Origin of the sequence: Streptomyces lavendofoliae (assembly GCF_014649735.1) — a bacterium.
GTDB lineage: Bacteria > Actinomycetota > Actinomycetes > Streptomycetales > Streptomycetaceae > Streptomyces > Streptomyces lavendofoliae.
Map to the genome: position 1 here is coordinate 106,441 of NZ_BMTP01000014.1, position 12,552 is coordinate 118,992.

Genomic DNA, 12,552 nt, shown 5'->3' on the forward strand with positions numbered 1-12,552 from the left:
CTTTGTGAGGGGTCGTGCGGTATCAGCCGGCCCGTACGCGGGTGATGGGGATGGTCACCGCGACAGAAGGCCAGGGCACATAGTCACGGCTTCGCCGCCGTTTTGGCTGTGGCCTATGTCACGTACGGGCTGATCTGAGGTGTTTTTGAGGTTACCGACTGGTTAATCAGCGTTGAGCAGCTTACGGGGTCCGGCTACGGCGCGAGGACGTCGAGCTCGCGGAGCGCGCCCACGGCGATCTCCCTGGTGAGCTCCTCGGCGCGGGCCGCGTCCCGCTCCCGCACGGCCTCGGCGACCCGCACATGGAGGGTGACGGCCGCCGGGTCGGGGTCCTCGAACATCACGTGATGGTGGGTGCGGCCCGCGAGGACCTCCGCGACCACGTCCCCGAGGCGGGCGAACATCTCGTTGCCGGAGGCGTTGAGGACGACGCGGTGGAAGGCGATGTCGTGGACGAGGTACGCCTCCAGCCGCCCGCCGCGCGAGGTGGCGACCATCCCGAGGGCCTGCTCGGTGAGCTCCCGGCACTGGCCCGGGGTGGCATGGGTGGCGGCGAGGCCGGCCGCGACCGGCTCGACGGCGGAACGGAGCACGGTCAGCGACCTGAGCTGGCGGGGGCGGTCGGCGCCGGCCAGCCGCCAGCGGATCACCCTGGGGTCGTACACGTTCCACAGCTCGGTGGGGCGCACGGTCACGCCGACGCGGCGGCGCGACTCCACGAGGTGCATGGACTCCAGGACGCGGACGACCTCGCGGATCACGGTGCGCGACACCTCGAAGCGCCGGGCGAGCTCGTCGGTGCGCAGGACGCTGCCGGGCGGGTACTCCCCCGCGGTGATGGCGAGGCCCAGGGTGTCCAGCACATGCGTATGGAGTCCCTGGGCCTGCGTCGTCATGTGCATAGCGTAACCGCCGCCAATAAGTATGACTTTTATGTCACAGGCTCTTGAATACGTCGTACTCCATGGGTTTCAGTGTCGGGCGACGGATGCCGCGGTGGCGTCCGGATCGATGTCGAGGAAGACAGCGAGGCACCCACCCATGCAGCAACCCCCCGTCGTCGTCGTGATGGGCGTGGCCGGGACCGGCAAGACCACCGTCGGTCCGCTGGTCGCCGAGCGCCTCGGCGTGCCCTACGCCGAGGGCGACGACTTCCACCCGGAGGCGAACATCGCCAAGATGTCGGCCGGCGTCCCGCTGGACGACGACGACCGGTGGCCCTGGCTCGACGCCATCGGGCAGTGGGCGCACGGGCGGGCGGGCCTCGGCGGGGTGGTGAGCAGCTCGGCGCTGAAGCGGGCGTACCGCGACCGGCTGCGCTCGGCCGCGCCCGGCGTCGTCTTCCTCCACCTGACCGGCGACCGGTCGCTGATCGAGCGGCGGATGTCCGCGCGCACGGGGCACTTCATGCCCACGGCGCTGCTGGACTCGCAGTTCGCGACGCTCCAGCCGCTCGGCGACGACGAGGCCGGGGTGGCCGTCGACGTCTCCGGTTCACCGCGGGAGATCACCGACCGGGCGGTCGCCGCCCTGCGCGGGTTCGCCCCGCGCTGAGCCCCGGTCGGCGGGTCCGTCCGCGTCGCGCCCGTGTCCGCCCACCCGCTGCCGCCCGCCCCGCCCGTACGCCGGTGGACGGCCCGGCTCGGGGACCGTGCCGTACGGCCCCGCGTCGTCGCCATGGGGAGGACGGTCGCGGTCGCCGTACGGGGTCGTACCCGGCCCGTGCACCCGGTGCGGACCCGTACGGCTCGTGGGGGTCCGTCGCACCGGGCCTCCGGCGGCTCCGCTCCCGGTTTCCCACCCCTCCCCCCTCCGCCGTCCCCACCCACCCACCCACCCAGTCCAGACCCGGCCCCTGACCCCGAGGAACCCCTGTGACCAGTCTCAACGTCGAGATGCTGGCAGCGGACGCCACCGAGCCGATCACCTCGGCCGGCAACGCCCAGCTGGGCATCGCCGTGCTGGCGGGCATCGCCGTCATCGTCCTGCTCATCACGAAGTTCAAGCTCCACGCCTTCCTGGCGCTGACCATAGGATCGCTGGCGCTCGGCGCCTTCGCGGGCGCCCCGCTCGACGCGGCCATCGCCTCCTTCACCAAGGGGCTCGGCTCGACCGTCGCGGGCGTCGGTGTGCTCATCGCCCTCGGGGCGATCCTCGGCAAGCTGCTCGCCGACTCCGGCGGCGCCGACCAGATCGTGGACACGATCCTGGCCAGGGCGGGCGGCCGGGCCATGCCGTGGGCGATGGTGCTGATCGCGTCGGTGATCGGGCTGCCGCTGTTCTTCGAGGTCGGCATCGTGCTGCTGATCCCGGTGGTGCTGATGGTCGCCAAGCGCGGCGGCTACTCCCTGATGCGGATCGGCGTCCCGGCGCTGGCGGGCCTGTCCGTGATGCACGGCCTGATCCCGCCGCACCCCGGCCCGCTGGTCGCCATCGACGCCATCGGGGCCAACCTGGGCGTCACGCTGGCGCTGGGCATCGTCGTCGCCGTCCCGACCGTGATCGTCGCCGGCCCGCTGTTCTCCCGCTACGCGGCACGGTGGGTGGACGTGCCGGTGCCCGAGCGCATGGTCCCGCAGCGGGCGTCCGACGACCTGGAGCGGCGGCCCGGCTTCGGCGCCACGGTGGCGACCGTGCTGCTGCCCGTGGTGCTGATGCTGGTCAAGGCCCTGGTGGACATCGTCGTCGACGACCCGGAGAACGGCGTCCAGCGGGTGACCGACGTCATCGGCTCGCCGCTCATCGCGCTGCTCGCCGCGGTCCTGGTGGGCATCTTCACCCTGGGGCGGGCGGCCGGCTTCACCAAGGAGCGGATCTCCTCGACCGTGGAGACCTCGCTCGCCCCGATCGCGGGTGTCCTGCTGATCGTGGGCGCGGGCGGCGGCTTCAAGCAGACCCTGATCGATGTGGGTGTCGGGCAGATGATCCTGGACTTCTCCGAGAACTGGGCGATCCCGGCGCTGCTGCTGGCCTGGCTGATCGCGGTGGCGATCCGGCTGGCCACCGGATCGGCGACGGTCGCCACCATCTCGGCGGCCGGTCTGGTCGCGCCGCTGGCGGCCGACATGTCGACCTCGCACGCGGCACTGCTGGTGCTGGCGATCGGCGCGGGCTCCCTCTTCTTCAGCCACGTCAACGACGCCGGCTTCTGGTTGGTGAAGGAGTATTTCGGGATGAGCGTCGGCCAGACGATCAAGACCTGGTCGGTGATGGAGACCATCATCTCGGTCGTCGGGATCGTCTTCGTGCTGCTGCTGTCACTGGTGCTGTAGCGCCCCCGGCCTCCCGTGGCGGGCGGGGCGGCGGTTTGCCAGACTGTCGCCCCATGACGGACCACGAACGGCTCGAGCCCTACCTGTTGGCCTTCCCCGGACCCTTGCGCGACCGGTTGGTCGCCGCCGTCCTGTCGGGCGGGAAGGTGACGACGACCGGTCTCCTCGCGGAGTACGAGGCGGAGGGCGAGGAACTGCCGCGGGCCGGCGAACGCTTGGCGCTCATCGACTCCGGCGGCCGCGAGGTCGCGGTCGTCGAGGTGACGGAGGTGCGGGTGCTGCCGCTCGGCGAGGTGGACCTGACGCACGCGCTCGACGAGGGCGAGGGGTACGCCTCGGTCGCCGAGTGGCGCGACGGCCACGAACGCTTCTGGCACGGCGCAGAGACGCGCCAGGCCCTCGGGGACCCGGACTTCACGGTGGACGACAGCACCATGGTGGTCGCCGAGCGGTTCCGCGTCGTGGAGCGCACGCGGTGACGGGGGTGGACGAGGCGGTCGCGGGCGAGTTGCTGCTCGCGGACCCTGTCGTACGGGCGTCCCGGGCGGAGGCGGACCGGCTGCTGCACCCGGAGTTCGTGGAGGTCGGCGCCTCGGGGCGGCGGTGGAGCCGGGACGACATGCTCGCCGCGCTGCCGGAGCTGGAGGGCGGAGCGGCGGACGGCCCCCGGTACGAGGTGACCGGCATGACGGGCGTCCCCCTCGCCCCGGACCTGGTGCACCTGACGTACGAGACGGTCATCGCCGGCCGTCGTGCCCGGCGCAGCTCGCTGTGGCGCCGTGACCCGGACGCCGGCGGCGCCTGGCGGCTGTACTACCACCAGGGGACGCCGGTGCCGGAGGGCACGGCCTAGGCGCCGGTGGCCTTCGCGGCGGCCCGGCCGGCCGCGCGGCCGGAGAAGAGACAGCCGCCGAGAAAGGTGCCCTCCAGGGAGCGGTAGCCGTGGACGCCGCCACCGCCGAAGCCGGCCGCCTCGCCGGCCGCGTAGACCCCGGGGAGCGGGGCGCCGCCGGCGGTGAGGACGCGGGACGAGAGGTCGGTCTCCAGGCCGCCGAGCGACTTGCGGGTGAGGATGTTCAGGCGTACGGCGACCAGCGGGCCGGCCGCCGGGTCCAGGACGCGGTGCGGGGCGACCGTGCGGATGAGCCGGTCACCGAGGTACTTGCGGGCACCGCGGATCGCCGTGACCTGGAGGTCCTTGGTGAAGGGGTTGGCGATCTCCCGGTCGCGCGCGGTGATCTCGCGGCGCAGCGCGGCCTCGTCGATGAGGGGTTCCTTCGTCAGCGCGTTCATGCCCCGCACCAAAGACGGCAGGTCCTCCTCGATGACGAAGTCGGCGCCGTGGTCCATGAACGCCTTGACCGGTCCGGGCACGTCGGCGCGGGCGCGGTCCAGCACGCCGCGCACCGACCTGCCCGTGAGGTCCGGGTTCTGCTCGGAGCCGGAGAGGGTGAACTCCTTGCCGATGATGCGCCGGTTGAGGACGAACCAGGTGTAGCCGTGCCCCGACCTCATGATGTGTTCGAGGGTGCCGAGCGTGTCGAAGCCGGGGAAGAGCGGGACGGGCAGCCGGCGGCCGTGGGCGTCCAGCCAGAGGGACGACGGGCCGGGCAGGATGCGGATGCCGTGGCGCGCCCAGATGGGGTTCCAGTTCTCGATGCCCTCGGTGTAGTGCCACATCCGGTCGCGGTTGATGTGGTGGGCCCCGGCCTCCTCGGCGATGCCGAGCATCAGTCCGTCGACGTGGGCGGGGACGCCGGAGAGCATCTTCGCGGGAGGGGTGCCGAGCCGTTCGGGCCACTGGGCGCGGACCAGGTCGTGGTTGCCGCCGATGCCGCCGGAGGTGACGATCACGGCCTGGGCGCGGTACTCGAAGGCTCCGGTGACCCGTCGGCTGCTGGCGGTGCCGCGCTCGGCGCCGGACGGCTCCAGGATCTCGCCGCTGACGGTGTCGACGTCGCCCGCGGTGCGGCCGAGGCCGGTGACCCGGTGCCGGAACGCCGGCCGTACGAGGCCCCTGGCGATGCCCGCGCGGACGCGCCGCTCGAAGGGGGCGACCAGCCCGGGACCGGTGCCCCAGGTGATGTGGAAACGCGGTACGGAGTTGCCGTGGCCGGTCGCGTCGTAGCCGCCGCGTTCGGCCCAGCCCACGACCGGGAAGAAGCGGACGCCCTGCCGGTGCAGCCAGGCCCGCTTCTCGCCGGCCGCGAAGTCGACGTACGCCTCGGCCCACTTGCGCGGCCAGTGGTCCTCGGGGCGGTCGAAACCGGCCGTGCCGAGCCAGTCCTGGAGGGCGAGGGCGTGGCTGTCGCGGATGCGCATCCGGCGCTGCTCGGGCGAGTCGACGAAGAAGAGCCCGCCGAAGGACCAGTGCGCCTGGCCGCCGATGGACTGCTCCGGTTCCTGGTCGAGGAGGATGACGCTGCGGCCCGCGTCGACGAGCTCGGCGGTGGCGACGAGGCCGGCGAGGCCCGCCCCGATCACGATCACATCTGCGTCGTACGCCATGGGTCCTCATCCTCGTCGGCAGGGTGCTCCGATCTTCGGTACGCGGCGGTAACACGTCAACAGGTGGGCGGTGATTTGATGGCCGCATGAGCGCTGCCGAGGAGATCCTGGACGTCGTCGACGAGCACGACCGGGTGGTGGGGCGGCTGCCGCGCGGCGAGGTGTACGCGCGGGGCCTGCGCCACCGGTGCGTGTTCGTGCTCGTGCGGGACGCCGGGGACCGGGTGTTCGTCCACCGCCGCACGGCCACCAAGCTGGTCTTCCCGTCCCTGTACGACATGTTCGTGGGCGGTGTCGTCGGGGCGGGCGAGGGGTACGACGAGGCGGCGCTGCGGGAGGCGGAGGAGGAGCTGGGCGTCCGGGGGCTGCCGCGCCCCACCCCGCTGCTGAAGTTCCTGTACGAGGACGCCGCCGGGCGCGGGTCGTGGTGGTCGGCCGTGTACGAGGTCCGGTGCGACCTGCCGGTGGACCCGCAGGTGGAGGAGGTGGCGTGGCACGGCTTCCTGCCGGAGCGGGAGCTTCTGGCGCGCCTCGGCACATGGGAGTGGGTGCCGGACGGGCTGGCCGCCTACGAAAGGCTGCGGGCGCACCGCGCCGGTACGCTGATCATGTGACCGATTTCGTGCGGGGCCTGCGGCTGTGGTTCGCGCCGCAGCGGATCCGCGAGGAGGGCGAGACGCCCGACTACCGGTTCTCCCTCGCCAACGAGCGCACCTTCCTCGCCTGGATCCGTACCGCGCTCGCCCTGGTGGGCGGCGGTTTCGCGGTGGACCAGTTCCTGCCCGGTCTGCGCTGGGGCGTCCGGGTCGGGATGGCGCTCGCGCTGCTCGCCGCCGGGGCGCTGTGCGCGCTGCGGGCGGTGAACCACTGGGTGCGGTGCGAGCGGGCGATGCGGCGGGACGAGGACCTGCCGGTCAGCCGGTTCCCGACGCTGCTGAGCCTGGCCGTGGGGCTGGTCGCCGGCGCGATGGTGGTGGTCGTCCTCCTCGGCTGGAGCGGCTGATGGCGGGCGGGCCGGGTGGTGCGCGCGGGCCGGCCGTCGTCCGCGATCCGGGGCTGCAGCCGGAGCGGACCCGGCTGGCGTGGCGGCGTACCACGCTGTCGGCCACCGTCGGCGCGGTGCTCGCCGCCAAGCAGGCGGTGCACGACGACGTCACGGCGGCCGGGCTGATGGGCGCGGGGCTGTCGCTGCTGGTGTGGCTGGTGTTCCTCGGGGTGTCCCATCGCCGGATGGTGGCGCTCGGGACGGCCCGGCCGCGTCCGATGACGCCGCGCGGGGCGGTCCTGGCGGCGGCGTGCACGGTGGCGCTGGCCGCGTTCGGGGCGGGTGTGGTGCTGTAGCCGGGGGGGCGCCGGGGCCGGCGGCCGGTCAGCGGGCGCGGCCCACCGTCACGACGACCTTGCCGTGCAGGCCGCCCTCCATGTTGGCGCGCTGGGCGTCGGCGGCCTGTTCCAGCGGGAACGACTTGGCGACCCGTACCGTCAGGACGCCCTGCTCCGCCAGCTCGGCGAGCGCGGTCAGGTCCGCCGGATCGGGACGTACCCAGAAGTAGTGGCCGCCCATCGTGAGCACCTCGCCGTCCGCGATGGAGGCGAGGCGGCCTTCCGGGGCGAGCAGGGCCGCCGAGTCCTTCAGCACCTGGCCGCCGACCGTGTCGAGCGCGGCGTCCACGCCGTGCGGGGCCAGCTCCCGGACGCGGTCGCGGAAACCGTCGCCGTACGGCACCGGCTCGGCCCCCAGCTCGCGCACCCGGTCCTGGCCCTCGTCGCGGGAGGCGCCGATCACGCGGGCGCCGAGGTGCCGGGCGATCTGGACGGCCATCGACCCGACGGCGCCGGACGCGGCGTGCACCAGGACGGTGTCTCCGGAGCGGACGCGCAGCGGCCGGTGCAGCACCTGGTAGGCGGTGAGTCCGGCCAGCGGGAGGGCGGCCGCCTCCTCGAAGCCGAGGTTGCGCGGCTTGCGGGCCAGGGTACGGACGGGCGCGGCGACGTACTCGGCGAAGGTGCCGTGGCACAGCACGTCCTCGCGTACGTACCCCATCACCTCGTCACCGACGGCGAACTCGGGCACGGACACCCCGGGCTGGACGACGACGCCGGAGACGTCCCAGCCCGGGATCACCGGGAAGACGGTGTCGAAGATCGTGTCGAGGTAGCCCGCCTGGGCCTTCCAGTCGACCGGGTTGACCGCCGCCGCGCGTACTTCGACGAGCACCTTGTCGGGTCCCACCCTGGGGTCGGGCCGGTCTCCGTACTCGAGGACCTCGGGGCCGCCGTAGCGGCGGTAACTGATCGCCTTCATAGGTCCGACCCTCCGGCCCGGGGCGCGGTTCCGCAAGACGAGCCGGATCGTCACCGGCGAGGAGGACTAGCCTGGGAGTGTCACCGACGTCCACGCCGGAGGTTCGCGATGACCGTCCTCCACCAGGAACACTCCGCCCACGACGGCCATGCCCACGGCCCCGCGTGCGGACACCGGGCCATGGTCCACGGCGACCACCTCGACTACGTGCACGACGGGCACCTGCACCGGGAGCACGCCGGGCACTGGGACGAGTGCGAGCCGGGCGAGCACGTCGCCCACAGCGGGCACGCCCACGAGCACGGTGACGGCTGCGGGCACCCGGCCGTCGCGCACGGCGACCACGTCGACTACGTGCACGAGGACCACCGCCACGCCGCGCACGGCGATCACTGGGACGACCACTGAGACGACCGCCCGGACGGGTGTCCCGGCGCACGGTCCCGGCGGCCGGTCGCGCGGCCGTGAGGCGCCGTCCCGCGCGTGACGGCGCCGGTCCGTCACCAGCGCGGGGCCGCCGGCGCGACCCAGGCCGGGTCCGCCTTGCGCATGGCCGCGGCGTCGTCGCGGTCGCGCAGGGTGCCGTCGTCGTCGAGCCAGCGCCGGTGGAGGGCGGCGAGCCGGTCCTGGTCGAGCTCGACGCCGAGGCCGGGCGTGTCGGTCACGGCGATCCGGCCGTCGCGGAACACGTGGCGGGTGGTGATGACGTCCTCGGTCTGCCAGGGGTAGTGGCTGTCGCAGGCGTGGTCGAGGTCGGGGACGGTCGCCGCGACGTGGGTCATGGCGGCGAGGCTGACGCCCAGGTGGGTGTTGGAGTGCATGGACAGCCCGACGCCGAAGGCCCGGCAGACGGCGGCCAGTTCCCGGGTCCGGTGCAGGCCGCCCCAGTAGTGGTGGTCGGACAGCACCACCTGGACGGCGCCCCGGGCGAAGGCGGGGGCGATCTCGGGAAAGGTCGTCACGCACATGTTGGTGGCGAGGGGTACGTCGCTGCCGGCGGCGACCTCGGCCATGCGTTCGACGCCGCTCGCCGGGTCCTCCAGGTACTCCAGAACGCCGGCGAGCCGTTCGGCGACGTACAGGGAGGTCTCCACGGACCAGGCGCCGTTGGGATCGAGGCGCAGCGGCCGGCCGGGGAACGCCTCGGCGAGCGCGTGGACGGCGGCGATCTCCCGGTCCGGCTCGAAGACGCCGCCCTTGAGCTTGAAGGAGCGGAAGCCGTGCTCGGCGACGAGACGCCGGGCCTGGGCGACGACACCCGCCGGGTCGAGGGCGGCGCCCCAGTCGTCCCGCTCACCGCCGCCGGGGTGGGCCTCCCAGCGGTAGAAGAGGTACGCGCTGTAGTCGACGGCGTCGCGGACCTTGCCGCCCAGGAGGGCGTGCACCGGCAGGCCCAGGCTCTTGCCGAGGGCGTCCAGGCAGGCGACCTCGAAGCCCGACACGACCGACAGGCGCAGCTTGGCTGCCGTGCGGACGCCCCGCAGCCCGCCCGCGTCCACGCCGTCCCCGCCCGCGTCCACGCCGTCCAGGCCCGTGTCCACGCCGTCCCCGGGCGCCGGCGGACCGCCGCACACCTGCTCGGCGAGCGCGAACAGGCCGTTCACGTCCGTGACCGGACGGCCGGGCAGCGCCTCGGCGAGCGGGCGGGCGAGTTCCAGGTAGGCGCTGTCGCCGTAGGTCTCGCCGACACCGGTGACGCCTCCCCGGGTGACGACCTCCACGATGAGCCGGGGGGTGTAGGGCTGGTGGACGCCCTGCGTGTTGAGAAGGGGCGGGTCGGCGATCAGGATCGGGGTGAGCCGGACGTGGTCGATCAACAACGCGGTATCCATACGTGAACCCTATTCAGCATCGCAACCGAAGCGCCAGACTCGCGCGGCCGGTTTCCCTACCGGCACTGGACGACATACCGACTGGTCGGTCATGCTGCGTACCACCACTCTTCTCCCCGCCTCCGGAGGTGCGAACGATGAGCTCAGCTCCCCCACCAGGTCTCGATCCCGAGCGCTTGCGCGGCTTCCTCGACCGCGAGCGGCCCGGCCTGGTGAGCGGACCGCTCAGCGCCCGCCTCGTCGAGGGCGGCCGGTCGAACCTCACGTACGTCGTCACCGACGGCGCCGGCCAGTGGGTGGTCCGCCGCCCGCCGCTCGGCCACGTCCTGGCGACCGCGCACGACATGCGGCGCGAGCACCGGGTGATCAGCGCCCTGCACCCGACGGCGGTGCCGGTGCCGGAGCCGCTGGTGCTGTGCCAGGACGAGGAGGTGCTCGGAGCGCCGTTCTACGTCATGGAGTTCGTGTCCGGGACGCCGTACCGCACCGCCGGGCAGCTCGCCCCGCTCGGCGCCGATCGCACCCGGGCCGCCGTCCTCGGGCTCGTCGACACGCTGGTCGACCTGCACGCGGTGGACCCCGAGGCGGTGGGGCTCGGCGACTTCGGGCGGCCCGAGGGCTTCCTGGACCGGCAGCTGAGGCGCTGGGGCAAGCAGCTGGACGCCTCCCGCAGCCGCGAGCTGGCCGGGATCGACGAGCTGCACGCCGCGCTCGGCCGCGAGCTGCCCCGCTCCCCCGCCCCGGCCGTCGTCCACGGCGACTACCGTCTGGACAACGCCCTGCTCGGCGAGGACGACCGGGTCAACGCCGTCCTCGACTGGGAGATGTCCACGCTCGGCGACCCGCTCACCGACCTGGGCCTGCTGGCCATGTACAGCGTCCGGCTGGACCTGCCGCACTCCCCCGTCTCCACCACCGCCGCGGCGCCCGGCCACCCGACGCCCGCCGAGCTGGTCGAGCGCTACGCCGCCCGTTCCGGCCGCGACACCTCCGCCATCTCCTGGTACACGGCGTTCGCCTGGTTCAAGCTCGCCGTGATCCTGGAGGGCATCCACTACCGCTACACCCTCGGGCAGACCGTCGGCGCGGGCTTCGACCGCATCGGCGACCTGGTGCCCGTCTTCATCGAGCACGGCCTCACCACCCTCCAGGAAGGCTGACCGACACCCATGGACTTCCAGTTCGACGCGCGCACCGAGGAACTGCGGGGCACACTCCTCGCCTTCATGGACGAGTTCGTGTACCCGGCGGAGGAGGTGGCGCACGAGCAGCGGGCGAAGCTCGCCTCCCCGTGGGACACCCCGGCCGTGGTCGAGGAGCTCAAGGCGGAGGCACGCCGGCAGGGCCTGTGGAACCTCTTCCTGCCCGACGCGGAGCACGGGGCCGGCCTGACCAATCTCCAGTACGCGCCGCTCGCCGAGATCACCGGCCGCTCCCCCCAGCTGGCGCCCACCGCGCTGAACTGCGCCGCGCCCGACACCGGCAACATGGAGGTGCTGGCCCAGTTCGGCGACGGGCCGCAGAAGGAACGGTGGCTCCGTCCGCTGCTCGCCGGGGAGATCCGGTCCGCCTTCGCGATGACGGAGCCGGACGTCGCCTCGTCCGACGCGACGAACATCGAGACCCGCATCCGGCGTGACGGCGACGACTACGTCATCAACGGCCGCAAGTGGTACATCTCCGGCGCCATGAACCCGGACTGCGCGATCTTCATCGTGATGGGCAAGACCGACCCGGACGGCGAGGACGTCCGCCGTCAGCAGTCGATGGTCCTGGTGCCCCGTGACACCCCGGGCCTGCGCGTCCGGCGGGCGATGCAGGTGTACGGGTACGAGGACCACTACCACGGCGGGCACGCCGAGGTCGTGTTCGAGGACGTCCGCGTCCCGGCGGCGAACCTGATCGGCGAGGAGGGCGGCGGCTTCGCCATCGCGCAGGCCCGGCTCGGCCCCGGCCGGATCCATCACTGCATGCGGCTGATCGGCATGGCCGAGCGGGCGATCGAGCTGATGTGCCGCCGGGCCGTGTCCCGTACGGCCTTCGGCAAGCCGCTGGCGGCTCAGGGGCAGGTCCAGGGGTGGATCGCGGACGCCCGGGTCACGGTGGAGCAGCTGCGGCTGCTGGTACTGAAGACCGCCTGGCTGATGGACACGGTGGGCAACCGGGGCGCGCACACCGAGATCCAGGCCATCAAGATCGCGACACCGCGCGCGGTGGTGGACATCATCGACAAGGCCGTGCAGGTCCACGGGGCGGGAGGGGTCAGCCAGGACTTCCCGCTCGCCGAGCTGTGGGCGGGGGCGCGGACGCTGAAGCTGGCGGACGGGCCGGACGAGGTGCACCAGCGGTCGCTGGCGCGACGGGAGCTGAAGAAGTACCTCTGACGATCCGTCCGGTGGTGAGGAGCCCGGGGCCGCGGCCGGTCCCGGGCTCTACCACATGCGAGCAGCCCGGCGGGCGGGAACGGCTTGAAACGACGTGATCCGGTGTCCACAGTCCGGTTTCGGCCAAGGATCGCCGACTCGTCGGCCCACAGACAACCCCCGGGGCCGAACGCCGACTCTGACCGGTCGGAGACGGCCACGCGCCTCGACCACGCCCCGGCCGTCGTCTTCCCCGACCGGCACTCGCAGAA

Annotated in this window: 14 protein-coding genes; 10 read left to right on the plus strand and 4 right to left on the minus strand. The window is 73.1% G+C overall.

The features are described from left to right. Window positions 1-194: 194 nt before the first annotated feature. Window positions 195-896: a FadR/GntR family transcriptional regulator gene (locus tag IE109_RS24845; protein ID WP_189553482.1), complete on the minus strand. Its 702-nt coding sequence runs from the start codon at window positions 894-896 to the stop codon at window positions 195-197. A 145-nt stretch (window positions 897-1,041) separates the two neighbouring features. On the opposite strand from IE109_RS24845, the gene IE109_RS24850 reads away from it, so the two are divergent. From IE109_RS24850 to IE109_RS24865, 4 genes are all read left to right on the plus strand, one after another. Continuing rightward, window positions 1,042-1,554: a gluconokinase gene (locus IE109_RS24850; RefSeq protein ID WP_189553484.1), complete on the plus strand. Its 513-nt coding sequence runs from the start codon at window positions 1,042-1,044 to the stop codon at window positions 1,552-1,554. Window positions 1,555-1,874: 320 nt separating this feature from the next. Further along, on the plus strand, window positions 1,875-3,272 hold the full coding sequence (locus IE109_RS24855) for a GntP family permease (protein ID WP_189553486.1): 1,398 nt from the start codon (window positions 1,875-1,877) through the stop codon (window positions 3,270-3,272). 53 nt (window positions 3,273-3,325) lie between these two features. Next, the gene (locus IE109_RS24860) at window positions 3,326-3,751 is read left to right on the plus strand and encodes an ASCH domain-containing protein (RefSeq protein WP_189553488.1); all 426 of its coding nucleotides are present in this window, start codon (window positions 3,326-3,328) and stop codon (window positions 3,749-3,751) included. Then, a complete protein-coding gene (locus IE109_RS24865) occupies window positions 3,748-4,125 on the plus strand; it encodes a nuclear transport factor 2 family protein (protein ID WP_189553490.1) in 378 nt (125 codons plus the stop codon). Before IE109_RS24860 ends, IE109_RS24865 begins: the two co-directional genes overlap by 4 nt. On the opposite strand, the gene IE109_RS24870 is transcribed toward IE109_RS24865, so the two are convergent. Then, window positions 4,122-5,780 carry an FAD-binding dehydrogenase gene (locus IE109_RS24870; RefSeq protein WP_189553492.1) on the minus strand — a complete coding sequence of 553 codons (1,659 nt, stop codon included), beginning with the start codon at window positions 5,778-5,780 and terminating at the stop codon, window positions 4,122-4,124. The two genes, IE109_RS24865 and IE109_RS24870, sit on opposite strands and share 4 nt — an antisense overlap. Window positions 5,781-5,866: 86 nt before the next feature. Here IE109_RS24870 and IE109_RS24875 point away from each other — a divergent pair, with 86 nt between their 5' ends. Genes IE109_RS24875 through IE109_RS24885 form a run of 3 tightly spaced genes read left to right on the plus strand, consistent with a single transcriptional unit; the run spans window position 5,867 to window position 7,121 of the window. Beyond that, window positions 5,867-6,394, plus strand: coding sequence for an NUDIX domain-containing protein (locus tag IE109_RS24875; protein WP_189553494.1), 528 nt, complete (start codon window positions 5,867-5,869; stop codon window positions 6,392-6,394). Then, window positions 6,391-6,783 carry a YidH family protein gene (locus IE109_RS24880; protein WP_189553496.1) on the plus strand — a complete coding sequence of 131 codons (393 nt, stop codon included), beginning with the start codon at window positions 6,391-6,393 and terminating at the stop codon, window positions 6,781-6,783. Before IE109_RS24875 ends, IE109_RS24880 begins: the two co-directional genes overlap by 4 nt. After that, window positions 6,783-7,121 (plus strand): DUF202 domain-containing protein, encoded by a 339-nt coding sequence (locus IE109_RS24885; RefSeq protein ID WP_189553498.1) that lies wholly within the window; start codon window positions 6,783-6,785, stop codon window positions 7,119-7,121. Before IE109_RS24880 ends, IE109_RS24885 begins: the two co-directional genes overlap by 1 nt. Before the next feature lie 28 nt (window positions 7,122-7,149). Here the strand turns inward: IE109_RS24885 and IE109_RS24890 are convergent, their stop codons facing one another. Further along, a complete protein-coding gene (locus IE109_RS24890) occupies window positions 7,150-8,085 on the minus strand; it encodes an NADP-dependent oxidoreductase (protein ID WP_189553500.1) in 936 nt (311 codons plus the stop codon). Window positions 8,086-8,193: 108 nt separating this feature from the next. Here IE109_RS24890 and IE109_RS24895 point away from each other — a divergent pair, with 108 nt between their 5' ends. Continuing rightward, a complete protein-coding gene (locus tag IE109_RS24895) occupies window positions 8,194-8,493 on the plus strand; it encodes a hypothetical protein (RefSeq protein WP_189553501.1) in 300 nt (99 codons plus the stop codon). A 92-nt stretch (window positions 8,494-8,585) separates the two neighbouring features. Here IE109_RS24895 and IE109_RS24900 read toward each other — a convergent pair whose 3' ends face one another. Beyond that, on the minus strand, window positions 8,586-9,917 hold the full coding sequence (locus IE109_RS24900) for an enolase C-terminal domain-like protein (RefSeq protein WP_189553502.1): 1,332 nt from the start codon (window positions 9,915-9,917) through the stop codon (window positions 8,586-8,588). A 137-nt stretch (window positions 9,918-10,054) separates the two neighbouring features. On the opposite strand from IE109_RS24900, the gene IE109_RS24905 reads away from it, so the two are divergent. Together IE109_RS24905 and IE109_RS24910 are read left to right on the plus strand one after the other, a co-directional pair. After that, window positions 10,055-11,077: a phosphotransferase family protein gene (locus IE109_RS24905; protein WP_189553504.1), complete on the plus strand. Its 1,023-nt coding sequence runs from the start codon at window positions 10,055-10,057 to the stop codon at window positions 11,075-11,077. A gap of 9 nt (window positions 11,078-11,086) precedes the next feature. Beyond that, a complete protein-coding gene (locus IE109_RS24910; RefSeq protein WP_189553506.1) occupies window positions 11,087-12,301 on the plus strand; it encodes an acyl-CoA dehydrogenase family protein in 1,215 nt (404 codons plus the stop codon). The last annotated feature ends 251 nt before the right edge of the window (window positions 12,302-12,552 follow it).

What these genes read in the sequence shown, in the direction of transcription:
- IE109_RS24845 (WP_189553482.1), bottom strand. Translation starts at nt 896, where the DNA reads ATGACGACGCAGGCCCAGGGACTCCATACGCATGTGCTGGACACCCTG.
- IE109_RS24850 (WP_189553484.1), top strand. Translation starts at nt 1,042, where the DNA reads ATGCAGCAACCCCCCGTCGTCGTCGTGATGGGCGTGGCCGGGACCGGC.
- IE109_RS24860 (WP_189553488.1), top strand. Translation starts at nt 3,326, where the DNA reads ATGACGGACCACGAACGGCTCGAGCCCTACCTGTTGGCCTTCCCCGGA.
- IE109_RS24870 (WP_189553492.1), bottom strand. Translation starts at nt 5,780, where the DNA reads ATGGCGTACGACGCAGATGTGATCGTGATCGGGGCGGGCCTCGCCGGC.
- IE109_RS24875 (WP_189553494.1), top strand. Translation starts at nt 5,867, where the DNA reads ATGAGCGCTGCCGAGGAGATCCTGGACGTCGTCGACGAGCACGACCGG.
- IE109_RS24885 (WP_189553498.1), top strand. Translation starts at nt 6,783, where the DNA reads ATGGCGGGCGGGCCGGGTGGTGCGCGCGGGCCGGCCGTCGTCCGCGAT.
- IE109_RS24890 (WP_189553500.1), bottom strand. Translation starts at nt 8,085, where the DNA reads ATGAAGGCGATCAGTTACCGCCGCTACGGCGGCCCCGAGGTCCTCGAG.
- IE109_RS24895 (WP_189553501.1), top strand. Translation starts at nt 8,194, where the DNA reads ATGACCGTCCTCCACCAGGAACACTCCGCCCACGACGGCCATGCCCAC.
- IE109_RS24900 (WP_189553502.1), bottom strand. Translation starts at nt 9,917, where the DNA reads ATGGATACCGCGTTGTTGATCGACCACGTCCGGCTCACCCCGATCCTG.
- IE109_RS24905 (WP_189553504.1), top strand. Translation starts at nt 10,055, where the DNA reads ATGAGCTCAGCTCCCCCACCAGGTCTCGATCCCGAGCGCTTGCGCGGC.
- IE109_RS24910 (WP_189553506.1), top strand. Translation starts at nt 11,087, where the DNA reads ATGGACTTCCAGTTCGACGCGCGCACCGAGGAACTGCGGGGCACACTC.